The organism is Sphingopyxis panaciterrae (assembly GCF_011762125.1).
Lineage (GTDB): Bacteria > Pseudomonadota > Alphaproteobacteria > Sphingomonadales > Sphingomonadaceae > Sphingopyxis > Sphingopyxis panaciterrae.
Map to the genome: position 1 here is coordinate 76,687 of NZ_JAASQN010000004.1, position 24,119 is coordinate 100,805.

Consider the following 24,119-nt stretch of genomic DNA (forward strand, 5'->3'; position numbering starts at 1 on the left):
TGTTCGTGGTTCGAGCTTCTCTTTCATCGTCACCCCGGACTTGATCCGGGGTCCACGACTTCAGCGCCGCAGTGGATCCCGGATCAAGTCCGGGATGACGAAACTGCAGGGAGCAGCGTCCACCCCCACACCAGCATTCTTCCTTTTCCATCACCATCATCGCCAAAAAGATGCGGGCATGGCGGGACTGGCCATGCCCGCGAGGGAGGATCAGAAATTGCGGCTGACGCGCAGGCCATATTGGCGCGGCGCCCCCGCAAGGCGGCGGGCGCCGTTGATCGCGGCGACATAATGCTGGTTGGTCAGGTTGGTGCCATAGGCCGCGATCGACCAGTCGCCGGTTGTCAATGTCAGTTGCGCGTTGAGGATGTTGCGGTCCTCCAGCCGGTCGCCGAGCGCCCGGTTCTGAAACAGGCTGGCCCAGGTCGCGGCGATATGGGCAAAGTCGACGCGCGGCGTCAGCGTCGCTTCGCTGCCGAGCGGAATCTTATATTGCGCACCGGCACTCAGGGTGAATTTCGGTGCATAATTCTGTTCGTTTCCGGTCAGTTCGAGACAGCGCCCATTGGCGGGACCAGCCACGTCGCAGGCCGGGGTTGGCTGTACCACCGGGATGCGCGGATCGATCGCGTAAAATGTGCCCAATTTCGAGTCCGAAACCGACGTCGCGAAATCGAACGAGAAAGCGTCGAAACTGCCCTGCATCGACGCCTCGATGCCGTAGAGTTTGGTCTTGCCGGGCACGTTGTAGATCGAACTGATCGACGTGATGCGCGGGTCGACGATGTTGACCTGGAAATTCTTGTAGATGTTGTAATAGCCGCCAATCTGGGTGCGGATATGGCCGTCGGCGAACGTCCCCTTCCAGCCCGCCTCGAAATCGGTGACGTCCTCCGCGTCGAAGGCCAGCGGCGTGCGTCCGAGGATGTTCGGACCGTTGAGCCCGCCCGCCTTGCTGCCCGTCGCGACGAAGGCGTAGAGGAAGTGGTCCGGGTTGACCGTCCAGTTGATCGCGATCTTGCCGTTGACCTTCTTGTTCACCGTCCGGTCGACCTGCGGCAGCGTCAGGATGGGACCCGGGATGCCGGTAAAATAGGCGCGCGCCTCGGCATCATTGGCTGAAGTCGAGCGCGACCAGCGCCCGCCGACGGTGATCTGCAGCCCGTCGGTCAGTTCGTAGCCGACCTGGCCGAAGGCCGCGAGCGCGGTCTTAGGATTGGTACCGACGATCTCGATATCGAGCGCGGTCGGCGTGTTCGGCGTCGCGTCCGAATAATAGCCGCCGTTTTCGGGAATGGTGATCTTGTCGTGCTGATAATAGCCGCCGAGCATCCAGGTGAAGGGACCGGTGTCGGGCGAAATGATGTTGAATTCCTGGCTCCAGATTTCCTCGGTGATATTGTCGCGGAACGACAGTGCCGGCAGGATCGTCGCGGTGCCGTCGGCGTCATAGGAAATCTGCGTCGTGCCGCGCTGGAAGCCGCTGATCGAACGGAGCGTCAGCCCGCTGGCGAACTTATACTGCGCGTTGAGCACGATACGGCCGAATTCGTCGCGGCCGCTGAGATGTGCGTTGTTCGCGATCTTGAGCGGGTCGCCGGTTTCGAGCGCGTTGCCGGCGGGCAGGCCGCCATATTCGATATTGTTGTAATCGCCCTTCAGCAGGATGCGCAATTCGGGGGTCGGCTCCCACGCGATGCTGATCCGTCCGCTATAGTCGCGGCGGTTGCCGGGGTTGCCCGTCCACGGACCCGACACGTCGTAGAAGGTGTCGCGGCGCTCCATATTGCCGGCGAAGCGGATCGCGAGCGTGTCGCCGCTCGGGATGTTGAGCGCGCCCTGCAGCTTCATATGGTCATAATTGCCATATTGGGCGAGCAGATAGCCGCCGACCCGGTCGAAGGTCGGGTTCTGCTGGGTGATGAACACCGCGCCGCCGGTCGCATTGCCGCCCGCGAAGGTGCCCTGCGGCCCGCGCAGCACCTCGACGCTGGCGATGTCATAATAGGGTTCGCTCTGGAAATAGCCGGGCAAGGTCGCGACGCCGTCGCGATAGGTGATGACGCCGACGCCGATCGCGCTCGTCTGTTCGGTCTTGCCGATGCCGCGGATGTTGAAGGCATTGCCCTGCCCCGTCGTGTTGACGGTCAGCGAGGGCGTCGCGAATTGCAGCCCTTCGACATTGTTGACGCTCTTGTGCACCAGATCCTCGGCGGTGAGGACGGTGGCGGCGACGCTGGCGCGTTGCAGGTTGGTCGTGCGGCGTTCGGCGGTGACGACGATCTCGCCTTCGCCGCCGGACGTATCGGCACGCGCTTCGTCGGCGGGGGCGGTGGTGGCTTGTGCGAAGGCCGGGGCGCTGCCCAGCAGGGCGACGGCGGACACCGACAGCAAGAATTTGCTCATCATGATCTTCTCCCATTGCGAACGTTCTGCGGCGTTCTCGCCCCGTGAAGTGCGCGCAAAGCGGAGGTTTGTCAATATTCATTCATATAAGAATTAATAAGTTTGCATTGGATCTAAATGACTTGAAAAGTAACGATATTTTTTGGATCATGCATGATTTTTGGTTTGGAAATCTTGCTCATTAACGCCGCAATGAACCGGCGATATCCCCGGCGCGCGGCGTGACACCCCCGGTAAAGGGGCGCGGGGGGAAGCGATTCGGCGGGGTCAGAAGTCGAAGGCGGCCTGCGCCTTGCTGTCGGATGCGGCAGGCTTTTTTGCAGGCGGCACGACGGCGACGCCCTCGAGTTCGAGCATATGCGCTTTCGACATCGACCCGCCGGGCGCCGAAAAGCCGCCGATCCGGCCGCCGGCGGCGGTGACGCGATGGCAGGGCACGATTAGCGGCACCGGGTTGCTCGCCATCGCCTGCCCGACGTCGCGGGCATATTCGGGACCGGCGCCCAGCGCCTTGGCAACCGCCCCATAGGTCGCCGTCTCGCCCCAGCCGAGCGCGCGGACAAAGGCATAGACGCGCTCGAAAAACGGATCCTGCGCCCCCATGTCGACGGGGACCGCGCTGAAATCGACCTGCTCGCCGGCAAAATAGCGCACGACCGCATCGACCACCGCGGCGACCGGCGGCGACGGGGCGGAGCGGACGGCGTCGGGGAAGCGGCGGAGCAGCGCGCGCTCGGCCTCGTTCGCGCTTGCCGCGGGCAGCCGCAGGCTGGAAATGCCGGCGGCGTTCCAGCCGATCGCGACGGTGCCCGCCGCGGTTTCGAACAGATGATAATCGGTCCGCTGTACCATGGCACCTATATTTGGCCGGCGGCGCCGAAATGCAACGCCGGCAGCAGCATCGCGCGGCAGGCGCCAAAGCCGATCGCGACATGGCCGTCCCGGCGCGCGCGGGCCGACAGCAGCACCTCGTCGCCATCCTCGACGAAGCGGCGGATTTCGCCGTTGGGCAAGGTGACAGGATCGCTGCCGCCGCGGGTGATTTCGAGCAGACTGCCGAACCCTTCGCGATCGGGGGCGGAGATCGTTCCGGTGCCGAGCAGGTCGCCGGGACTGAGGTTGCACCCCCCGGACGCGTGATGCGCGACGATCTGCGCGACCGTCCAGTACATGTTCGACGCCGGGCCGCAGCTCAGCCGGTGCGGCGGCGCCCCGGCGGCGCGCATCTTTCCGGTCAGCAACGACACCTCGAGTTCGAGATCGAGCGCCCCCGCCTGCTGGTCGGCCTCGTCCCAGAGGTAGGGCAAGGGCCGCGGGTCGCCCGCGGGCCGCGCGGGCTGCGCGCGGCGGAAGGGCGCCAGCGCCTCGGCCGTCACCACCCAGGGCGAGATCGTCGTCTGGAAATTCTTGGCCAGGAACGGACCGAGCGGCTGATATTCCCACGCCTGGAAATCGCGCGCCGACCAGTCGTTGAGCAGGCAGAAACCGGCGATGTGATCGGCGGCCGACGCGATCGGGATCGGCGTGCCGAGCGCATTGCCCGGGCCGATCCACACTCCGAGTTCGAGCTCGTAATCGATGCGCTGCGACGGACCGAAAGCCGGTTCGGCCGCATCGGGCGCCTTGCGCTGGCCGTTCGGGCGCACCACCGGCACCCCCGACGGGCGGACCGACGAGGCACGGCCATGGTAGCCGATCGGGACATGCTTGTAATTGGGGAGCAGCGGATTGTCGGGGCGGAACAGGGTGCCGACATTGGTCGCATGATGAATGCCGACATAGAAATCACTATAGTCGCCGATCGCCGCGGGGAGATGGAGTTCGCAAGCATCGGCGCGGCGCAGTGCCGGTTCGACCGCGCCGCGATGCCGGTCGTCGGACAGCAGCGACGACAGCCGCCGGCGGAGCGCCAGACGCGCCGCGCGCGGCAGGGCGAAGAGGCTGTTCAGCGTGGTTTGCGCCAGCGCCGGCCCGACATCGGGCGGCAACAGGTCGGCCAGCATCGCGAGGTCGAGAATGTGATCGCCGATCGCGGTGCCGGGGCGCGGGGTGCCGCCGGGCGGCGAGAAAATGCCGAGCGGCAGGTTCTGGACCGGAAAGTCGCCATGGTTGCTGGCCCCCGCAACCCAGCTTGTCCGGCCGGGCGCATGGGTTTCGTCGATGGCCGGTGATGTTGCGGTGGAATCCATGAAAGCCCCCCTAGATAGTTTCAATTGAAACCATATAGGGGGGCCGCGAAACTGGTGTCAAATGATACTATATCCGGGGTGGCTTGCGTTGCGGAAAGATGGCCGGATGGCGGCTTTGGGGTGGATTTGAGACATTCCCCTCCCTTTTAGGGAGGGGGTTAGGGGTGGGTAGCGAGCGTAGCGAGCCAGAGGCAGAGCGCCGCCTTCGGCGGCTACCCACCCCCGGCCCCTCCCTAAAAGGGAGGGGAGAAGAACGGCAGCTATCGGCCACTTCCTGCCCCCCCCTTGGCGAACGCGCCAAGCCATGTCCCGCTCAGTCATGCCGTGCGCCGTCATCGGCGCACGGCTCCGCCTCGGTCTGGATCGTCGCATGGCGGATCGCGAAGCGATCCTCCAGCATGGCGAGCGCCGCCCAGCGCGCTGCTTCCATATCGCTCCCCTCCCCGACCACGACATGCGCGGTCAGGCTGGCGTCGTCGCCGGCCATCGACCAGAGATGGAGATCATGGACGCCGCGCACGCCCTCGACCTCCAGCATCGCCGAGCGGATGGCGGCGAGGTCGAAGCCGCGGGGAACGCCCTGGAGGAGGATGTTCGTCGTGTCGCGCAGCAGGATCCAAGTGCGCGGCAGCACCCAGAGGCCGATCGCGATCGCGACGATCGGGTCGATCCAGAACGCGCCGGTCAGGTAGATGGCGATCGCGGCGCCGATCACGCCGAGCGAGCCGAGCATGTCGGCCCAGACCTCCAGATAGGCGCCCTTGACGTTGAGGCTGCTGTCCTTGCCGCCGGCGAGGATGCGCATCGAAATCAGGTTGATGACAAGGCCAAGCGCCGCGACGACGAGCATGCCGACCGATTCCACCGGGCGCGGGTCGAAAAAGCGCCCGATCCCCTCGACCAGCACATAGCCCGCGACGACGAACAGCAGGATGGCGTTGAAGGCAGCGGCGAGGATTTCGAAGCGCCGGTAACCGAAAGTGCGTTTGTCGTCGGGTGCGCGCTGGCCGATCCGCACCGCCGCGAGCGCGATAGCGAGCGCGGCGGAGTCGGTGAACATATGCGCCGCGTCGGACAGCAGGGCGAGACTGTCGAACAGGAAGGCGCCGGCGATTTCGGCGACCAGAAAGGTCGTCGTCAGCGCCAGCGCGACCGCCAGCCGCTTGCTGCTCGCCCCCGCGCCGTGATTATGGCCGGCATGGCCGCCTCCGGCGCCATGGGCGTGATCATGACCTGCCGTCATCTGTCGTCTCCGTTCATCGTCCTATCTCCAAATCGATGGAAGCATTGTCGGTTCCGGTCGGCAAATGGGTGTTCCCCGGCGAAAGCCGGGGTCCATGAACCGTCGCATGCTTAATCTGGACCCCGGCTTTCGCCGGGGAACAGGATATCGGGGGACCGGATATAGAGCGGCGATCATGGTTCACCCCTCGCCTCCCCCACCGGGCTTCCCGCCGCCGCCGATGAAGACCCGCTCGCCGAGCGCGGTGACATCGTCATATTCGCCCGCGACATGCTGCCCCGCCCGCCCGCGCAGCAGCAGGTGACTGATCGCGGGCAGGACGAACAAGGTCAGCAGGGTCGAGGTGATCAGGCCGCCGATGACGACGATCGCCAGCGGGTTCTGGACCTCGGCCCCGGTCCCGGTGGCGAGCGCCATCGGGACGAAGCCGATCGCGGGGACGATGCCGGTCATCAGCACCGCGCGTACCCGTTCCATGACCCCCTCGCCGATCGCCTTATCGATGGGCTTTCCTTCGTCGATGCGCTGGTTGATGCTCGACATCACGACCAGCCCGTTGAGCACGGTCACGCCCGACAGCACGATGAAGCCCACCGCCGCCGACACCGAAAAGGGCAGCCCGGTGAGCAGCAGCGCGAAGACCCCGCCCGCGAGCGCGAGCGGGATCGCCGAATAGACCGCGATCGCCTGTCGCACCCCGCCCAGCGCCATGAACAGGATGCCGAAGATCGCGGCGAAGATGATTGGGATGACGATCGACAGCCGCGCCGATGCGGCCTGCAGATTTTCGAACTGCCCGCCCCATATGATGAAACTGCCCGTCGGCAGCTTGACCCCGGCGTTCACCTTTTCCTGCGCCTCGGCGACGAAGGAGCCGAGGTCGTTGCCGCGGACGTTCGCCTGCACGACGACGCGGCGCTTGCCGTTTTCGCGGCTGACCTGGTTCAATCCTTCAGAGAAGCCGAACTTCGCAAGCTCGCCAAGCGGCACCGACGCCCGTGCCCCGCCCTCGCCGGGCAGCAGCACCGGCAGCGCCGCCACCGCGTCGAGATCGTCGCGCGTCGCGCGATCGAGGCGGACGACGATGTCGTAGCGCCGGTCGCCTTCGAACACGATTCCCGCCTCGCGCCCGCCGAGCGCGGCGGCGACCGTGTCGCTGACGTCCTGCAACGTCAGCCCGTAGCGCGCGATGGCATCGCGGTCGAACCGGACATCGAGCACCGGGAAACCCGCCGTCTGTTCGACCTTGACGTCGGCGGCGCCCGGAACGCCGTTCAGGATCGCCGCCACTTGCCCGGCGGCGCGGCCCATTTCATCGAGATCGTCGCCGTACAGCTTGATCGCGATGTCGCCGCGCACCCCGGCGATCAGCTCGTTGAAGCGGAGCTGGATCGGCTGGCTGATTTCGAACGCGTTGCCGACCAGGGGTTCCAGCCTTTTTTCGACGCGCGCGATCACATCGTCCTTGGTGCGCACCCCGGCCGGCCAGTCGCCGCGCGGCTTCAGGATGATGAAGGTATCGGACGCATTGGGCGGCATCGGGTCGCTCGCGACTTCCGCCGTGCCCGTCTTCGAATAGATGAAGGCGACTTCGGGCAGCGACGACACGGCCTTTTCGACCTGAAGCTGCATCGCCTGCGACTTGGCGAGCGAGGTCGAGGGGATACGGAGCGCCTGCATCGCCAGATTGCCCTCGCCCAGCACCGGGATGAACTCGCTGCCGAGCATCCCGAACGCCAATATGGCGGCGGCGAAGGTGCCGCCACCGGCACCGATCCACGGCCAGGGACGCGCGATGACGCGTTTGAGCACGGGCTGGTAGCGCGTCTTCACCCAGCCGATCGCGCGCACTTCCTTTTCGGCGACCTTGCCGCGCAGGAGCAACGCGACCATCGCCGGGACGAAGGTCAGCGAAGCGACGAACGCCCCCGCGAGCGCGAGCAGCACCGTGATCGCCATCGGCGAGAAGGTCTTGCCCTCGACCCCGGTGAAGGTGAGCAAAGGCACGAAGACGAGGAAAATGATCGCCTGGCCATAGATCGTCGGCCGGATCATCTCGCGCGACGCCTCGAACACCTCGTGCAGCCGTTCGTTCAGCGACAGCAGCCGGCCTTCGTGATGCTGGCGGTCGGCGAGGCGCCGCAGGCAGTTTTCGATGATGATGATCGATCCGTCGACGATCAGCCCGAAATCGAGCGCGCCGAGGCTCATCAGATTGCCCGAGGTGCCGGTGATGTTCATCCCCGTCCCCATGACCAGGAACGAGATCGGGATGACCAATGTCGCGATGACAGCGGCGCGGAAATTACCGAGCAGCCAGAATAATATGGCGGCGACCAGCAACGCCCCCTCGGCCAGATTCTTCTCGACCGTGCCGATCGTCGCGTCGACGAGTTCTGACCGGTCGAGCACCGGCTTGACCGCGATGCCCGGCGGCATCGACTTCGCGACGGCGTCGAGCCGTTCGGCGGCGGCGGACGCGACGAGGCGGCTGTTGCCGCCCGCGAGCATCAGCACGGTGCCGACGACCAGTTCCTTGCCGTTTTCCGACGCCGATCCGGTGCGCAGCGCCCCGCCGATCCGCACCGTCGCGACGTCGCGAACCATCACCGGAACCCCGCCGCGGCTCGCAACCGTCGCGCGCGCTATCTCGTCGAGCGTGCGGATGCGGCCGTCGGCGCGCACCAGAAATGCCTCGCCGCCGCGCTCGACGAAATTGGCGCCGACCGAGATGTTGGCGCGTTCGAGCGCCGCGGCAAGTTCGGAAAAGCTGATGCCGTAGCTCGCCAGTTTCACCGCGTCGGGCGACACGACGAACTGCTTTTCATAGCCGCCGATCGAATCGATCCCGGCGACGCCCGCAACCGAACGCATTTGCGGGCGGATCACCCAATCCTGCACCGTCCGCAGATAGCCGAGCTTCGCGACATCGTCGGTCAGCAGTTCGCCGGTGGGGGTGAGATAGGTGCCATCGGGCTGAAAGCCGGGCTTTCCGGCGACGCGATCCTTGGCGGGCGGCGGCGCGAAATCGACGGTGTACATCAGCACCTCGCCGAGGCCGGTCGACACCGGACCCATTTGCGGTTCGGCGTCGCCGGGCAGGCTGCCCTTCGCCTGCGCCAGCCGTTCGGCGACCTGCTGGCGCGCGAAATAGAGGTCGGTACGGTCGTCGAAGATCACCGTGACCTGGCTGAACCCGTTGCGCGAGATCGAGCGCGAGCTTTGCAGCCCCGGAATCCCCGCCATCGCGGTTTCGATCGGGAAGGTCACGAGGCGTTCGATATCGAGCGGCCCCAAATCGGGCTCGACGGTGTTGATCTGGACCTGTTTGTTGGTGATGTCGGGAACGGCGTCGATCGGCAGCTTGAAAAGCTGCGTCAGGCCGTAGGCCGAGACGATGAGGGTGAGGAGCACGACGGCCCAGCGAAAGCGTATCGACGCATCGAGGAGTTTTTCGATCATCTCAATGCTCCGCCTCGCCCTTGCCGATTTCGGCCTTGAGCAGGAAAGCGCCGCGGGTCGCGATGACCGCGCCCGGCGTCACGCCGTCGACGATCTCGATCCGCCCGCCGCCGCGTTTTCCAGTGACCACCGGCGCGCTCTGAAACCCCTTTGCGGTCTTGACGAACACGACCTCGCGCCCCTCGACCGTCTGCACTGCCTCTTCGGGCAGGGCGATCAGCGTCGCGCCGGGCGCCTGCTTCGGCTTGATGCGGACGCGCAGCCCCTGTCCCGGGGTCAGGCCGCCGGCGCCGTCGGGGACGAGGACGATCGTCGCGGTCTTGCTTTCGGGATCGAGGCCGGGGGTAGCCGATCGCACGGTGGCGCTCGCGGTTTCGCCCCCCGGCAATTCGACGACGGCGGTATCGCCCGGGCGTATTCGCCGCGCATCGGCGGCGAGCACCGATGCGTTGACCTGGATGCGACCCGGATCCGATACGCGAAATAATTCGGTTCCGGCAAGCACATAGGCGCCGAGCTTCGCATCCGATTTCGTTATCCGCCCCGAAATCAGGCTGGTGACCGCAAGCGTGCGGCCATCGCCCGACAGCTTGGCGGCCGACGCGGCGGACTGGGCGCGGCGTGCCTCGGCCTCGGCTTCGGCGAGGGCCGAAGCGGCCGCCTCGAGGTCCTGCCGGGCGGTGATGCGGGCATCGAACAGCTTCCTCTCGCGCGCATGGACCGAACGGGCGAGCGCCAGCCGCGCCGCCGCGCTGCTGCGTTCGGCGGCGATGGCGGCGGCGTCGCGGCTTTCGATCACCGCCACCGCGTCGCCGGCGCGCACCGCATCGCCGAGGCGGCGGTCGATGCGGACGATCGCGCCGTCGGCGCGCGCGGTGAGCACCGCTTCGCCTTCGGGGGTCGCCGCGACCACGCCCTGCGCCAGGATTTCGGAACCGAGGCCGCCGGCCTCGACGCGTTCGGTGACGATGCCGGCGGCGCTGGCGCGCGCGGTGTCGATCAGGATCTGGCCGGGGGCATGACCCTCCTCTTCGGCGGCGGGCGCGGACGCGGGCGCGGCAGCGGGGGTCCTCGACAGCGATGTGCCGATCCAGATACCGGCGGCGCCGACGGCCAGCGCTCCGATCGCGGCTGCGATCATCAGATGATTTTTCTTTTCAAGGATTTGCATGATGTTGTTCCTATTGCGCCGTCGCGCGGCCCAGCGCGGCAAGGGCGCGGGCGCGGTCGAGTTCGGCTTCGATGAGTTTGAGATGGGCGCCGGTCAGCGCCGCCTGGGCGTCGATCAGTTCGACGAGGGTGAACTTGCCCTGCTGATACCCGGTTTCGGCGAGCCGCGCGGCTTCGCTGGCCTGGAACAGCCCCGCCCCCGACAGCGCCGACACGCGTTCGTTCGCCGCCGCCAGCGACAGCTCGGCGTCACGCCGGGCGAAGCGGGTGTCGAGCCGCGTCTGCGCCAGCCGCGCCGCGGCCGCTTCGCCGCCCGCGCGCGCGGCGGCGATATTGCCGCGATTGCGGTCGAACAGCGGCAACGGGATCGAGACGCCGACGATGAACGCGGTGTCGCGGCTTTCGCGAAAGTTGCGCACCCCGCCCGACGCGGTGATGTCGGGCACCGCCTCCGCCTGCGCCAGCCCGACGCGCGCCGCGGCGGCATCGCGTTCGGCGGCGGCGAGGCGTTCGCCCAGGCTTGGCGCAGCGGCGGGGACGGCTGGCGGCACCGGCAGGTCGCGCGACCCGGCCGAAAGCTCGGAATCCTCGCTGCCGATCAGCAGCGCGAGGCGCTGCCGCGCCGACAACAGCTCCGCGGCGACGCGCAGATTTTCCGCCCTCGCCTCGGCGAGCAGCGCGTCGGCGCGCAGCCCGGTCAGCGGCGGATCGCGCCCGACGTCGACCAGCGTCTGGGCGATACGCACCAGATCGACCGCGCGCCGCTCGACGCTCCGGGCGAGTTCGGCGCGATCGGCGGCGGCGCGCAGCTCGGCATAGGCGGTGGTGATGTCATAGGTGAGATCGGCCTCGGCCTGGCGCAGCGCGAGTGCCGCGAACTCCCGCTCGGCGGCGGCGACTTGCTTGCGCGCGCGCCGTTTGCCGCCGAGTTCGAACGGCTGCGACACCGCGACCGTGGTCTCGGTCTGGCCGAACCTTTGATAGGGTCCGGTGCCGCTGAAATTCTCGACCTCGGCGGACAGGGTGGGGTTCGGCCGTACGCCCGCCTGGATGGCGCGGCCTTCGGCGGCTTTCAGTTCGGCGCGGGCCGCGGCGAGCCGCGGCGACACATCCTGTCCGCGCGCCAGCGCGGCGGACAGCGAAACGGGTTCGGCGAACGCCGGCTGGCCCGACAGGACCAGCATCCCTGCACACAGCAGGGCGCCCAATGATTTCGGCATAAATACTCCTGATCAAATGCAAGACGACGCAGGCAAAGGCCCGCGCGAAGCAGTGATCAGGCGGCTGGAGGCTGGGTGGGCGGCGCCGTCGCGCGCGATGCGAGGATCGTTGCGGGTCCGCCGAAGAAGAAATTACCCGCGGCGAACAGGCCCGAGGACTGCGGCCGGCCGCTCACTTCGGTGCAGGCCGAGCAATGATGGTGGTCGATGTGGAGCGCCGGAGCCTTGTCAGGCGTGCCGGGCGCTTGCCCGCCGGCTTCGGCCGACGCCGTCGGCACGTCGCAATCGCCGTCGATGATTTCCATCGAATGCGCCGCTTCGCCGCCCGCCATGGCCGGCACCACGACGCTGCCGAACAGCAGCGAGACGGTGAGCAGGACGCGGGCGAGGAAGGCCGACATGGCCCCGCGCCTACCACGAACCCCGTGGAGCTGCAATCTGATCGCACGCAAAACCGCGCGTTGCTGGTCGGCCAAAGTCCTGTCCTCTCGATTCGCCTCGAGTCGGAACAGCCTATGCACCCTGTAGCCGCTACAGGGTCAAGCCAGTGGAGGGTCAAGGCTTCAGATACTGGCTCGGCGGGACGCCGAAGGCGCGGCGGAACATGGCGGCGAAGCCGCTGGGGCTGTCGTAACCGACCTCGTAGGTCACCTGCGTGATCGACGCCCCCGCCGCGAGCATCGACAGGGCTTCCATCAAGCGCACCTGCTGCCGCCAGACCGCCAGCCCCATCCCGGTTTCCTGCTTGAAGCTGCGCGTCAGGGTGCGCCGGCCCATCGCCGCCAGATCGGCCCATTCGTCGATATCGCGCGGATCGGACGGATCGGCGAGGATCGCGTTGCAGATGCGCAGCAGCCGGGGATCGCTGGGCATCGACACCTGATAGGGTGCGTTGGGCATGCGCGCGATTTCGGCGAGCAGCAGGTCGATGATGCGCCCCTCGCGGCCGTCGATGTCATAGAGCAGCGGGAAGTCGACGACCTCGAGGATCAGCGATTTGACGAGGTTGGACACTTCGAAGACGCGGCAATCGCGGCTTTCCTCATCGCGTCCCACGGGCAGGTACAAGGTGCGCAGCGACACCGGCCCGCGGCACGCGACCTCGTGGCTCATCCCGGCGGGCAGCCACACCGCGCGCTGCGGCGGAATGACGAAGCTGCGTTCGGGCGTGCGCACCGACATCACCCCCGACGAGGCATAGAGGATCTGGATATGGTCGTGGCTGTGCATCGGGTCGACGAAGCCCGCGGGATATTCATCCTGCAGCGCGATGACCGGCCGGGCGGTCGAAAGGATGTCGATGCTATGCTTCATGGCCCGATCCTCGCATAATATAGCTGACGCGATAATATAGGCCAAAACCGGCGCTGACCAGCCCGCCCCGCGGCTAATGGCCTGTATGCAGCGGTGATTGGCCCGATTGTTCGATAGGCTGCGGCGCTGCGAAGCTATCAGCGGAGAGGACCGATTTGGGAAGGAAATGCCAATATGCCGAAAGGCTTGAACGCCGGTGAGGATATCGTGGTCGATCCCGACGTCCGGCGCTTCGTCGATGCGATCAACGCGGCCTATGTGACGCATGCGGCGCCCGCCGGCGCCGGGCTTCCCGCGCGCCGCGCCGCGGCCGAACGCGTCCGCCAGCCGTGGCGCGAAGGTGGCCCGAAAATGGTGACCAGCGTCGATATGGACATGGATGGCATCCGCCTGCGCGTTCACCGCCCGGTCGCCGACGCGACATTGCCCGCGATGCTTTATATCCACGGCGGCGGCTGGATGCTGTTCAGCATCGAAACCCACGACCGGCTGATGCGCGAATATGCGGCGCGCGCCGGGGTCGCGGTGATCGGCATCGATTACAGCCTGTCGCCCGAGGCGAAATTCCCGGTCGCGCTGGAGGAATGCGCCGCAGCGCTCGACTGGATCGCCGCACAGGCCGGCGCGCTGAACATCGACCCTGCCCGCATCGTCATCGGCGGCGATTCGGCGGGCGCCAACCTTTCGGTCGCGACCTGCCTGCTGCAGCGCGCGCGCGGGCGGCCGCTGCCCGCCGCGATGGTACTGAATTACGGCGCCTTTGCCCCCGAGCATCTGCCGAGCTATGACCGGTTCGGCGACGGATATTCGCTCGAGGTGGCCGAGATGGACGATTTCTGGCACAATTATGTAAGCAGCGCCGACCAGCTCGCCGATCCGCTCGTCGTGCCGCTGCGCGCCGACCTTGCCGGCCTGCCGCCTGCTTTCCTGGCGGTTGCCGAATGCGACATATTGGCCGACTGCAACCATGCTTTCGCCGAACGCCTGGCCGAAGCCGGGGTGCCGGTGCGCAGCATCGTCTATCGCGGCGCCACCCACAGCTTCCTGGAGGCGATGTCGATTTCGCCGCTCGCGAGCCGCGCGCTCGACGACCAGGCGGCCTGGATCAAAGAGACGATCGGATGAGCGATCCCTATCAGCCGCGCAGTGCCGCCGACGTCGCCCGGCTGGTCGCCGACTATCCGCTCGCCTGGCTGGTTTCGCGCGATTTCAACGCCAGCCCGCTGCCGTTGATCGGCGAAACGAATGAAGCGGGAGAGATTGTCGCGCTGTTCGGCCACTGCCCGCGGCAGAGCCCCATTGTCGCCGATTTTCGCGCCGACCCGCGCGGACTGATCCTGTTCAACGGTCCCGAGGGCTATGTGTCGCCCGGGCTGGTTTCCAAGCCCGACTGGGCGCCGACGTGGAATTTTGCCGTGCTGCGTTTCCAGGTCGAGGTCGAATTCGTCCCCGAAGAAACGCATGCGGCGATCGAGCGGCTGGCGGAAAAGATGGAAGGCGACCGTTGGTCCACCGCCCGCGTCGGCCCGCGGTACGAACAAATGCTGGCGCAGGTCATCGGCTTTCGCGCGCATGTCCGGTCGAGCGAGCCCCGCTTCAAGCTGGGTCAGGACGAAAGCGCGGCGGGTTTTGCAGAAATCGTCGCGGGCCACCCCGACCGGGTGCTCGCCGCATGGATGGAGGGACAGGCGCACCCATGAAGCTGTTTTTCGACGACCGGCAATTGCTCCACACCCCGCTGCGCGAACTGCACAATGGCGACTGGGTTCCCTATGCCGAGAATGTCGAGCGTCCGCGTTCGATCGCCCGTCAGTTCGCCGACTGGCAACCCGTGCGCGATTTCGGCATGGCGCCGCTGCTCGCCGTGCACGACGCCGATTATCTGTCCTTCCTCGAGCGCGCGCATGGCGCGTGGGTGGCGGCGGGACGCAGCGGCGATGCGATCGGCTATACCTTTCCGATCCGGCACCGGCGGCCGCTCGATTTCGGCCGCATCGACGCCGAACTGGGCGCCTATAGCTATGACGCCGGGACGCCGGTCGCGGCGGGAACGTGGCAATCGGCCTATTGGTCGGCGCAGGGCGCGCTGACCGCGCTCGATCATCTGGCGGCGAGCGGCGACGCCCACGGCTTCGCGCTGTGCCGTCCGCCCGGGCACCACGCCGGGCGCGACTATATGGGCGGCTATTGCTACCTCAACAACGCCGCGATCGCGGCGCGCGCGGCCGGCGCGCAGGGGCTGGGCCCGGTGGCGATCCTCGATGTCGATTATCATCACGGCAACGGGACGCAGGATATATTCTACGAAGATCCGGGCATCTTCTTCGCCTCGATCCACGCCGATCCGCGCACCGACTATCCCTTTTACTGGGGCCATGCCGACGAGACCGGAGCGGGCGAAGCCATGGGCAGCACGCTCAACCTGCCGCTGCCGCGCGGCACCGACGGCGCGGCCTATGTTCCGGCGCTCGACCGGGCGCTCGATGCGATTTCGGCCTGGGGCGCGCGTTTCCTGATCGTCTCGTTCGGCGCCGACACGCACAGCAGCGATCCGATTTCGAGCTTCGCGCTCGAACGCGAGGATTATGGCGTGATGGCGGCGCGGATCGCGGCGCTGGGCGTTCCGACGCTGATCGTGATGGAAGGCGGCTACGCCGTCGGCGACCTGGGCCTGAATGTCGCGGCGTTTCTTGCGGGATTCAGCGGATAAACGTCGGCATTGGGGTGGGGAGCGGCCGTTGGCTACCCATCGATAATCGTCGCCCCCGCGAAGGCGGGGGCCGCCGTCGGCCTGGCGCAAGGTTGCCAGCGGCCCCCGCCTTCGCGGGGGCGACGGTTATTTAGCTAGGGTCCGCAACCGGCCGAAAGCGGACAGAAACGAGCCTGCTTTCAGCGCAACACAAAAGGGGCCGCTCCGCCAACCAGCGAAGCGGCCCCATTTTGCTATCTCTGTCAATTCAGGCTGAACCGGACGCTCGCCCCGATCGTCCGCGGCCGCGCGACCGATCCGGCAAAGGCGAACGGGGCGTTCAATATGCCGTACTGGTTGAACAGATTCTTCGCGAACAGGCCCAGCTCGATCCGATCCGCCACCGTGACCGACGCGTTGAGGTCGACGAGGTGGAAGTCGCCCTTCTCCAGCGTTCCGGCGAAATCGACCGGCGCGCTCGACAGATAGCGGTGGGCGATGCCGAAGCGCGGCTTCAGCTTCATGTCGGGGAAGCTGAGGTCGAGCGAGTTTGACAGCGTCCATTCGGATGCGCCCGGCAGGCGGGTTCCCTTGGCATAGCCGCCGCCCGGCGCGAAGCTGTCGGGAAGCAGCGTCGACAGCCGCGCATCGTTGTACGAGACGTTCGAGCTGAAGGTCAGGTTGCGCGTCGGACGCAGATTGAGGCTGATTTCGACCCCGTCGATGTTCGCGCCGCCGCCGTTGACCGTATAGGCATCATAATCGGGGTCGGGCGTGAACAGCCGCGCCTGGATGTTGCCCCAGTCGATATGATAGGCGGTGACGTCGACGCTGAGCGTGCGGTCGATCAGGTCGAAGCGCGTCCCGACTTCGTAATTCTTCGTCGTGTCGCTTTCGAAGGTCAGCGGCAGGCCTGGCACCGCCGCCGAATAGACGTTGACGCCGCCGATGCGGAAGCCTTCCGAATAGAGCGCGTAGATCATGAAGTCGTTCGACGGCTTGTAGGTCAGCGAGACCTTCGGGATGAAGTCCGAATCCTTGCTGGCCGCCGGCGCGAAGTCGAACGGGTCGACGAGGTTGGCGTTGGGCAGATATTGCAGCCGCGGGCGGGTGCGATATTCGAACAGGCGGCCGCCGACGGTCAGCGTCAGCGCGTCGACGATGTCGAACGACGCTTCGCCGAAGATCGCCTTTTCGGTCACCCGGTTGCTGCTGATCGTCCGCGTCGCGAGGTCGCCGGGGGCGAGCTCGCTGCCCGGCTGGCCGTCGAATTCGCCGGGGTTGGCGTCGATATAATCGGCGATCCCCTCGATATAGGTGCCGTCGGTATTGTGCGAGCGCAGCCGCGTGTAATTGGCGCCGATCAGCCAGCGGAAGCGGCCGCCGTCGGGCGACGCGAGCCGCAGTTCGCCATATTCGGTCTTCGATTTGCCGACGCTGCTCGCCAGTTCGGGGGTGTCGGTGCGCGGGTCGTTGCCGCCGAAGATCGAATTGTCGAACGCCAGATCGGCCTTTTTCTCGGTATGGCTGCCGATCGCGGTCAGCGTCGCAAAGCCCAGGTCCTGCTCGATCCGCAGGCTGTGCATCATGAACTGGGTGTCCTGATATTCGGCGACGTTGGTGGCGCGGTCGAAGGTCTTCGGGGGGCCGAAGATCACATAGGTCTGATCGTCGAGATCATATTCCTGATACATGCTGAGCAGCGAGATGCGCGTCGTTTCGGTCGGGGTGAAGACGATCGACCCGCGCAGGCCGCGGACGCGCAGGTCGTTGCTGCCCTTCTTGCCGAGCAGCGTGTTGTTGAGATAGCCGGCGTCGACGCGCTGAAGCCCGACGAGGCGGACGGCGAGCTTGTCGGTCGCGATCGGCACGTTGACCATCGCCTTGACGCCATAGCTTGCTTCGCCCGCGCGCTTGGTGGTCGACACGCTGCCTTCGAAGCCCGCGTCGAATTTCGACGGATCGGCTTCGTTGACGACATAATTGATCGCGCCGCCGAGCGACGACGAACCGAACAGCGTGCCCTGCGGCCCGCGCAGCACCTCGACGCGGCTCACGTCGAAGCTGTCGACGTCGGGGATAACGAGCGGAAAGCCCGGCTCGATCAGCGGAATTTCGTTGAGATAATAGCCCGTCGTCGCCTGGTTCGCTTCATGATAGGTCGACGAGGCGACGCCGCGGATGACGACTTCGGAAACGCCCGGCTGATAATCGTTGAAGACGACGCCGGGGACGCGGGTGATGTAATCCGCAAGGCTTTGCGCGTTGAGCTTTTGCAGCGTCGCTTCGCTGACCGCCGATACCGAACCGCTGACGTCGCGGACCGATTGTTCGCGCTTCGCCGCGGTGACGACGATTTCGCTGTCGTCGGCGGGTGCGCCCTGCGCCATCGCGCCCGACGCCTGGGCAAGGGCCAGCGCCGAAATACCATAAACGACGATCCGCCGGGCCGATGCAATTTTCATTTTCGCCTCCCTGATTGCTGTGCAACTCCAGCCATCACGCTAACATGCTGAGCCATCGTGTCGGCGAGGGTTGGGCCAATATCGCGCCGTATCGGGCCAGCGCGCGCGATCGGGCCACCGTAGGGCGGGGAACGGTGCCGCGACGATTTGCCCGATCGATGGATTGGGCGGCCTGATCGGCGCAGTAAGCCATTCATCGCGCCATAAACTGACGATATATTGGATCGCACGGGAGAGATCGGGATGAGGAGGCTTGGCAATATGGCGCGGCGGGAGTTTCTGGCTGGCACGGCCGCGGGGGCGTTCCTGCTCACCGGCGGCAGCGCGGGAGCCAAGGCCGCTGCGCCGCGCTGGCCCGACGCGCCGCGCCCGAACGCGCCGCGCCTGTCGCATGTCATCGAACAGCTCGGCCGCAAGCGCGACGACGTCTATTCGTGGATGAAGTTCGTCCCCGAACAGGGCGAACGCACGCGCGATAATATTCCGAAGCCGGTGGCCAAAATGCTCGCCGACGAAAATGCCTATGCCGAAGCGATGCTGAAGCCGACCCGCGCGCTTCAGGACGAACTGGTGCGCGCGATGCTGGCGCGCGGCGCGGGCGACGTCGCGGCGCCGGCGATCGAAAAGGACGGCTGGGCCTATTCCTCGGCGATCCCGGCGGGCGCGACGCACGCCCGCTACATCCGCGAACGGGACGGCAAGTCCGAATTGCTCGTCGACGAGGCGGCTCGCGCCAAAGGCCAGCCCTATTTCCGCAGCACAGGGCACCAGCCGAGCCCCGACCACCGCTGGTTCGCCTGGGCCGAGGATGTGATCGGCAACGACCGCCACCGCATCATCATCCGCGACAATCAAAGCGGCACGCTGCGCACGCTCGTCGACAAAGACGCTTATGGCTATGACGCGATGGTCTTTGCGCCCTCGTCGGGATGGCTGTTCTGGATATGGCGCGACGCGCGCAACCGGCCGACGCGGCTCTATCGCACCTCGGTCGACGGCAAGACGACCGACCTTGTCTATGAGGAAAAAGATCCGGCGATCTTCATGAGCGTCAAGCGGACCGCCGCCGACGGTTTTGTCGCGCTGACCCTTGCCGGCCCCGAAACCGCCGAGGTCCGGCTGTTAGCGGCAGCGGATGAAACGGCGCCGCCGATGGTCGTCTGGCCGCGCAAGACCGGTGTCCGTTATGAAATCGACGAGTGGAACGGCCATCTGGTCGCGCTGACCGATGCCGACGACGCGTTCGACATGAAACTGCTGCAGCTCGATCCCAAGAGCTTTCGCACCCTGGCGACGCTCGTCCCGCATCGCGCCGGCACCCCGATCCTGCAATTGCAGCCGTTCCAGAGCGCACTCGTGCGGCTGGAACGCGTCGACGGGCTGCACCAGCTCGTCATCCTGCGCGCCGACGGCAGCGAACGGAGTATCGCCTTCGACGACCCCGCCTATGCGATCGAACTGCCCGCCGAACAAAGCTATGCCGCGCCGACGGTGATGATCGTCCACCAGTCGCCGAAATCACCGCGGCGCTGGATCGCGGTCGATCTGGCGGACGGCAAGCAGAGCGTCGTCCAGCAACAGCAGGTCGCGAACTTCAACCCCGACGATTATGAGGTCGAACGGCTGTTCGCCCCCGCCCCCGACGGCGAGATGGTTCCCGTCACCCTGCTGTCGCGGCGCGGCACGCCGAAGGACGGATCGGCGCCGTTGCTGCAATATGGATACGGCTCCTACGGCGTCCCCAGCGACCCCGAGTTTTCCATCCCCGCGCTCGCGCTCGTCGATCGCGGCTGGCGTTATGCGATCGCGCATGTGCGCGGCGGGTCCGAGAAAGGACGCCGCTGGTTTCTCGGCGGCCGCAAGTTCACCAAACGCAACAGCTTCACCGATTTTATCGCCAGCGCCGAACATTTGTGCGCCGGGGGCTATGCAACGAAAGGGCGGGTGATCGCCTATGGCCTGTCGGCCGGCGGGCTGCTCGTCGGCGCCAGCATGAACATCGCGCCGACCTTGTGGGGCGGCGTCATCGCGCAGGTCCCGTTCGTCGACATGCTGAATACGATGAGCGATGTCAGCCACCCGCTCGTCCCGCTGTTCCGCCCCGACTGGGGTGATCCGCTCGCCGATCCCAAGGCTTACGATTATATCGCATCGATCTCGCCTTACGAGAATGTGCGTGCGGCGCCCTACCCGCCCCTGCTTTGCACCGCGGGACTGAAGGACGACCGCGTCTCCTATTGGGAACCGGCCAAGCTCGTCGCCGAAGTCCGCCATCGTTCGACCAGCGATAACCCCGCTATCCTGAAGACCGACATGGACAGCGGTCACCAGGGCAGCGCCGACCTGGCCAGCGTCTATGCCCAACAGGCGCTCTTCTGGGCTTTCGCCGATCGCTGTTTAAGTTGATGGCGATCACGCTGCGCCGCTCGCCGCGCGATGCGCGCGAGACGGTGTAATGCGCGGTCCATCGGGCACCCTACCCCGCTTCTACGAACTCTTCTGAAGAACAAATCCTCGACGGCGCTTGTCACGGCTCGACCGCGCTGTTAGAGGCGCCGACGTTGCCGCTTTAGCTCAGTTGGTAGAGCACATCATTCGTAATGATGGGGTCACAGGTTCGAGTCCTGTAAGCGGCACCAGCTAGCTGCTGAGAGAAGCAGACGTTCAGCGACCCGCATCTTGGTCCACGGGCTGAGCAAGCCCTCAGGGACATGGATATTGTCCGCGTGCGGAGCTAAGCAACGGCCACTTGCCGCGCTTATCGCTTACGGGCGCTCGACAATCGCGGTCCAAAGGAAATCTGACGGATGGCAATGAAATGAAAATGGCGCGCTTTTATCCAGTTGGCATCCCCGGGCAGCCGTGGGGAGAGGATGACGTAGAGCAATGGCGCAGCCGGCAGTCACGCCTTCGTCGCTACGACAGAGACATCGTGCCGCGCATCGAAGCCCTTGCCGATCGCTACGAGAAGATTGTCTATGGCGAACTCGACTATGCGGGCGAGCGCTTCACGCTGTTCGCGCTGCGCGACCGGCGTTTCGATCCTGCCCTGCCAACCGCGCTGGTGACCGGCGGCGTCCATGGATATGAAACCAGTGGCGTGCTCGGAGCCCTGGAATTTCTAGAGACCGACGCGGCGGATTATGCCGGCAAGGTCAATTTGCTTGTCGCCCCTTGCGTGAGTCCGTGGGCATATGAGCGCATCAACCGCTGGAACCATGACGCCGTCGACCCCAATCGCAACTTCCGCGTCGACGGGCCGGCGCGCGAGGCGACCGCGCTGATTGAGCTGGTCGCGTCTGTGGACGAGACGTTCCTGGTCCATATCGACCTGCACGAGACGACCGACAGCGACGCCAGTGAATTCGGGCCTGCGCGAGCCGCGCGCGACGGCAAGGATCACGAGACCGAGATTATTCCCGACGGGTTTTATCTCGTCGACGACAGCGAGAATCCCCAGCCAGAGTTCCAGAGCTCGATTATAGCCGCGGTCGAACAGGTGACCCATATCGCCCCAGCGGACGCAAAGGGCGAGATCATCGGTTCGACCGTCGTTGCAAGGGGCGTGATCCAATACCCGCTAAAGGACCTCGGCCTGTGCCCCTCGATTACCGGGGCGCGCTACACGACCACCACCGAAGTGTATCCCGACAGCCCCCGCACGACGCCCGAGGAATGTGTCGGGGCGCAGGTCGCTGCGGTACGGGCGGCGCTGGATTTTGCACTTCAACGCCCCTGACCGGCCGATCGCGGACGGTCCGGTTTGGGGGGACAGCGTTATTAAAGCAGCCTCTGGTGACCTGCCCGGGGCGGTGCCCTCGGACTCGAAAACCGGGGGCCAGATAGGCTCTCCCTGATCTTGTCCGAGCATCTCGTTGATCAAGGTCGCATATAGGCGTTGACCGCGTCGAACTGGTCGCGCTGAAGCAAGGACTCTTTCACCTGCGGGTCAATGACATGCCCGCCATACCCGGCGCCGTGCAGCGAGACCGTCCAAGGATCAGTTGCATGTCGCGCGGCCTGTTCTTGAGAGCAAAGCCGATGATCGCGGCGGCGTGGCCGGGCGTGAGACCGTCGACGAAGGCCGTGAGCTCGGTCACCTGCGGAACAGCGGCCGCCCCGCGATCGTTCATCGGACCCATGAGGTCGAAACTCGCCGCCGCCCATGCGAGCATCGCCTCGCGTCCGGCGGGTGACGGGCCGATCAGGTCGCTCACGACATGGACGAACAAATGCGATGCGAACTGCGTCATCGCCTCATGCTCCTCGCCGTTCGCGAGGCTGGCAACAAGCTGCGCGGCCTCGGCCTCGAGCCGTGGCCCGAGAAGCTTGAGCGACCCCGGCATGACCGGGCGCTGGAGGATGCGGCGGCGGCGCAGATGCGTCGCGCCGTCGCTCGTGAGAGTGATCGGCACATCGGGCGGTTCATCACCGGATTCGCAGCCACCCCGTTGCCGCTGATCATCACACATCAGCGCGCAGCACCGTCCGGACATCCGCGAAGCGCGAGACGATCCACAGTTGCTCCTTCATCGACCAGACCGCGGAAAGCTTCGGTGCCAACTATGGCACCCAGGCGTTCACCGACTGCATGCTCGAGCAGCAGCGTCGCCGTGACGTCAAGAAGCTCGATAAGCTTGAGGAAAGCCGGATGCTGTCCGAGCTTGCGAGGGACAGCCAGCTCATGGCAGAGCGTGCGCGCAGACAGCGCTGCGATCGCGATCCAGACCGGCGCGAGTGCCGACGGAAATGATCTGGCTTACCTGCGGGCGATCACTGGCTCTATCGCCGCCAGCAGCGGACACTATGCGGTCGTCCTCGGCGTGCCAGGAAGCCCTGCACTGCCGAAAAGAGCCGGACCACCGGTGCCGGCTGCCAAGCGAATGAAAATGATGGCGACGGCTCGGCATTCAGATACAGATCAAGGCGCACAGCGGCGCCGCGATCAGCGATTGCGGCGCCGTCCGCATCATCACTTGCGAGGCAGGCCAACGCTTTTCCTTGATGTGATCAAGGCAACCGGAGCGCCGCACGGACCGCGGCGCTCTATCAGGAGACCGTGACATTGATCCGTTTCAGGGACCGCGGTGCTCGTGGCCGTCACCAAGGTGGCGAAATCGACGCACATCACAGCTTTTCCTTCGCCGATTACAATGATCCCAAGCATATGGGATTTCGGGATCTCAGGGTCTTGAACGAGGACCGTGTGGTACCTGGCGCCGGGCTCGCCGAGCATCCGCATCACGACATGGAAATCGTCACGATCGTGCTCAAAGGAGCGATCGAGCATCGCGATAACCTCGGAAACGCTTCGACCATTCGGGCGGGCGAGGTACAGCGGATGAGCGCGGGCCGCGGCATCCGGCACAGTGAGCGTAACCCGAGCACGGATGAGCGAACCCATTTGCTGCAAATTTGGATCATTCCGCAAGAGACGGGCGGCGACCCGTCCTATGACCAAAAATCCTTCGACCTCGACATGGCACGCAATCAGTGGGTGACTATCGCAAGCCAGGATGGCCGCGCCGGGTCGCTGACGCTACGGCAGGACGCGTCGATGGAGATGGCCCGGCTCGACGAGGGAATGAACCTCGCGCGCGACTTGAAGCCTGGCCGCGGCTATTGGGTACAGATCGTGGCGGGGATCGCCGCACTCAACGGGACCGAAATGCGCGAAGGGGACGGCGCCGCGATCACGTCGGAGGATCTGCTGGAAATTGTGGCTGACAGCGACGCGGAGGTTTTGCTGATCGATATGCGCTAACGGACCGGGGGCAGACGCCTGCGCCAACGCTATTATCTAGCGAGCCGAATGCCACAGGTCGTTCAGCGAAACAAATTTGTTGGGTAAATTGGACCGGGGACCGGGGACAGCTTTCCACGTCTTGCATAGCCGATGCAGAGCAAAAGCACGTGCATGCGGGCGTCCGCGAGCGCAAATCGTAACCAAATTCTCTTGCA

17 protein-coding genes and 1 tRNA gene are annotated in these 24,119 nt (G+C 65.8%); 7 read left to right on the plus strand and 11 right to left on the minus strand.

The genetic code is table 11. From position 1 onward, the window contains the following. Positions 1 to 210: 210 nt before the first annotated feature. The 9 genes from FHR22_RS14620 to FHR22_RS14660 all read right to left on the minus strand — a co-directional run bounded on the left by FHR22_RS14620 (position 211) and on the right by FHR22_RS14660 (position 13,004). On the minus strand, positions 211 to 2,409 hold the full coding sequence (locus FHR22_RS14620; RefSeq protein WP_166944123.1) for a TonB-dependent receptor: 2,199 nt from the start codon (positions 2,407 to 2,409) through the stop codon (positions 211 to 213). A 264-nt stretch (positions 2,410 to 2,673) separates the two neighbouring features. Then, positions 2,674 to 3,258: a methylated-DNA--[protein]-cysteine S-methyltransferase gene (locus FHR22_RS14625; RefSeq protein ID WP_166944125.1), complete on the minus strand. Its 585-nt coding sequence runs from the start codon at positions 3,256 to 3,258 to the stop codon at positions 2,674 to 2,676. Positions 3,259 to 3,263: 5 nt separating this feature from the next. Continuing rightward, positions 3,264 to 4,595 carry a fumarylacetoacetase gene (gene fahA / locus FHR22_RS14630; protein ID WP_166944128.1) on the minus strand — a complete coding sequence of 444 codons (1,332 nt, stop codon included), beginning with the start codon at positions 4,593 to 4,595 and terminating at the stop codon, positions 3,264 to 3,266. Between the two features lie 313 nt (positions 4,596 to 4,908). Continuing rightward, entirely contained in the window at positions 4,909 to 5,838 is a 930-nt protein-coding gene (locus FHR22_RS14635; RefSeq protein WP_166944130.1) for a cation diffusion facilitator family transporter, read from the minus strand. 180 nt (positions 5,839 to 6,018) lie between these two features. After that, positions 6,019 to 9,300, minus strand: coding sequence for an efflux RND transporter permease subunit (locus tag FHR22_RS14640; RefSeq protein WP_166944132.1), 3,282 nt, complete (start codon positions 9,298 to 9,300; stop codon positions 6,019 to 6,021). 1 nt (position 9,301) lies between these two features. Further along, positions 9,302 to 10,471 (minus strand): efflux RND transporter periplasmic adaptor subunit, encoded by a 1,170-nt coding sequence (locus FHR22_RS14645; RefSeq protein ID WP_208417724.1) that lies wholly within the window; start codon positions 10,469 to 10,471, stop codon positions 9,302 to 9,304. A gap of 10 nt (positions 10,472 to 10,481) precedes the next feature. Beyond that, positions 10,482 to 11,690, minus strand: coding sequence for a TolC family protein (locus FHR22_RS14650; RefSeq protein ID WP_166944134.1), 1,209 nt, complete (start codon positions 11,688 to 11,690; stop codon positions 10,482 to 10,484). Between the two features lie 56 nt (positions 11,691 to 11,746). Beyond that, on the minus strand, positions 11,747 to 12,091 hold the full coding sequence (locus tag FHR22_RS14655; protein WP_166944136.1) for a hypothetical protein: 345 nt from the start codon (positions 12,089 to 12,091) through the stop codon (positions 11,747 to 11,749). A 154-nt stretch (positions 12,092 to 12,245) separates the two neighbouring features. Then, entirely contained in the window at positions 12,246 to 13,004 is a 759-nt protein-coding gene (locus tag FHR22_RS14660) for an AraC family transcriptional regulator (protein WP_166944138.1), read from the minus strand. Positions 13,005 to 13,178: 174 nt separating this feature from the next. On the opposite strand from FHR22_RS14660, the gene FHR22_RS14665 reads away from it, so the two are divergent. Genes FHR22_RS14665 through FHR22_RS14675 form a run of 3 tightly spaced genes read left to right on the plus strand, consistent with a single transcriptional unit; the run spans position 13,179 to position 15,714 of the window. After that, complete coding sequence (locus FHR22_RS14665; protein ID WP_166944140.1) at positions 13,179 to 14,129, plus strand: alpha/beta hydrolase; 951 nt, start codon at positions 13,179 to 13,181, stop codon at positions 14,127 to 14,129. After that, complete coding sequence (locus FHR22_RS14670) at positions 14,126 to 14,704, plus strand: FMN-binding negative transcriptional regulator (RefSeq protein WP_166944142.1); 579 nt, start codon at positions 14,126 to 14,128, stop codon at positions 14,702 to 14,704. Before FHR22_RS14665 ends, FHR22_RS14670 begins: the two co-directional genes overlap by 4 nt. Continuing rightward, a complete protein-coding gene (locus FHR22_RS14675) occupies positions 14,701 to 15,714 on the plus strand; it encodes a histone deacetylase family protein (protein ID WP_166944144.1) in 1,014 nt (337 codons plus the stop codon). The genes FHR22_RS14670 and FHR22_RS14675 overlap by 4 nt, the downstream gene beginning before the upstream one ends. A 242-nt stretch (positions 15,715 to 15,956) precedes the next feature. Here FHR22_RS14675 and FHR22_RS14680 read toward each other — a convergent pair whose 3' ends face one another. Next, the gene (locus tag FHR22_RS14680) at positions 15,957 to 18,158 is read right to left on the minus strand and encodes a TonB-dependent receptor (protein WP_166944146.1); all 2,202 of its coding nucleotides are present in this window, start codon (positions 18,156 to 18,158) and stop codon (positions 15,957 to 15,959) included. Positions 18,159 to 18,401: 243 nt separating this feature from the next. Between FHR22_RS14680 and FHR22_RS14685 the strand changes: the two genes are divergently transcribed. The 3 genes from FHR22_RS14685 to FHR22_RS14695 all read left to right on the plus strand — a co-directional run bounded on the left by FHR22_RS14685 (position 18,402) and on the right by FHR22_RS14695 (position 21,897). Next, positions 18,402 to 20,564: a S9 family peptidase gene (locus FHR22_RS14685; protein ID WP_166944148.1), complete on the plus strand. Its 2,163-nt coding sequence runs from the start codon at positions 18,402 to 18,404 to the stop codon at positions 20,562 to 20,564. A gap of 157 nt (positions 20,565 to 20,721) precedes the next feature. Continuing rightward, positions 20,722 to 20,797, plus strand: a tRNA-Thr gene (locus FHR22_RS14690). Positions 20,798 to 20,982: 185 nt separating this feature from the next. Further along, positions 20,983 to 21,897 (plus strand): M14 family metallopeptidase, encoded by a 915-nt coding sequence (locus FHR22_RS14695; RefSeq protein ID WP_208417725.1) that lies wholly within the window; start codon positions 20,983 to 20,985, stop codon positions 21,895 to 21,897. Between the two features lie 199 nt (positions 21,898 to 22,096). On the opposite strand, the gene FHR22_RS14700 is transcribed toward FHR22_RS14695, so the two are convergent. Next, the gene (locus tag FHR22_RS14700) at positions 22,097 to 22,573 is read right to left on the minus strand and encodes a cytochrome P450 family protein (protein ID WP_166944152.1); all 477 of its coding nucleotides are present in this window, start codon (positions 22,571 to 22,573) and stop codon (positions 22,097 to 22,099) included. Between the two features lie 644 nt (positions 22,574 to 23,217). On the opposite strand from FHR22_RS14700, the gene FHR22_RS14705 reads away from it, so the two are divergent. Beyond that, entirely contained in the window at positions 23,218 to 23,922 is a 705-nt protein-coding gene (locus tag FHR22_RS14705) for a pirin family protein (RefSeq protein ID WP_208417726.1), read from the plus strand. The last annotated feature ends 197 nt before the right edge of the window (positions 23,923 to 24,119 follow it).

Bases quoted from the DNA above. Each gene is read 5' to 3' on its own strand.
- FHR22_RS14620 (WP_166944123.1), bottom strand. From the start codon at position 2,409: ATGATGAGCAAATTCTTGCTGTCGGTGTCCGCCGTCGCCCTGCTGGGC.
- FHR22_RS14625 (WP_166944125.1), bottom strand. From the start codon at position 3,258: ATGGTACAGCGGACCGATTATCATCTGTTCGAAACCGCGGCGGGCACC.
- fahA (WP_166944128.1), bottom strand. From the start codon at position 4,595: ATGGATTCCACCGCAACATCACCGGCCATCGACGAAACCCATGCGCCC.
- FHR22_RS14635 (WP_166944130.1), bottom strand. From the start codon at position 5,838: ATGACGGCAGGTCATGATCACGCCCATGGCGCCGGAGGCGGCCATGCC.
- FHR22_RS14640 (WP_166944132.1), bottom strand. From the start codon at position 9,300: ATGATCGAAAAACTCCTCGATGCGTCGATACGCTTTCGCTGGGCCGTC.
- FHR22_RS14645 (WP_208417724.1), bottom strand. From the start codon at position 10,471: ATGCAAATCCTTGAAAAGAAAAATCATCTGATGATCGCAGCCGCGATC.
- FHR22_RS14650 (WP_166944134.1), bottom strand. From the start codon at position 11,690: ATGCCGAAATCATTGGGCGCCCTGCTGTGTGCAGGGATGCTGGTCCTG.
- FHR22_RS14655 (WP_166944136.1), bottom strand. From the start codon at position 12,091: ATGTCGGCCTTCCTCGCCCGCGTCCTGCTCACCGTCTCGCTGCTGTTC.
- FHR22_RS14660 (WP_166944138.1), bottom strand. From the start codon at position 13,004: ATGAAGCATAGCATCGACATCCTTTCGACCGCCCGGCCGGTCATCGCG.
- FHR22_RS14665 (WP_166944140.1), top strand. From the start codon at position 13,179: ATGCCGAAAGGCTTGAACGCCGGTGAGGATATCGTGGTCGATCCCGAC.
- FHR22_RS14670 (WP_166944142.1), top strand. From the start codon at position 14,126: ATGAGCGATCCCTATCAGCCGCGCAGTGCCGCCGACGTCGCCCGGCTG.
- FHR22_RS14675 (WP_166944144.1), top strand. From the start codon at position 14,701: ATGAAGCTGTTTTTCGACGACCGGCAATTGCTCCACACCCCGCTGCGC.
- FHR22_RS14680 (WP_166944146.1), bottom strand. From the start codon at position 18,158: ATGAAAATTGCATCGGCCCGGCGGATCGTCGTTTATGGTATTTCGGCG.
- FHR22_RS14685 (WP_166944148.1), top strand. From the start codon at position 18,402: ATGAGGAGGCTTGGCAATATGGCGCGGCGGGAGTTTCTGGCTGGCACG.
- FHR22_RS14695 (WP_208417725.1), top strand. From the start codon at position 20,983: ATGGCGCGCTTTTATCCAGTTGGCATCCCCGGGCAGCCGTGGGGAGAG.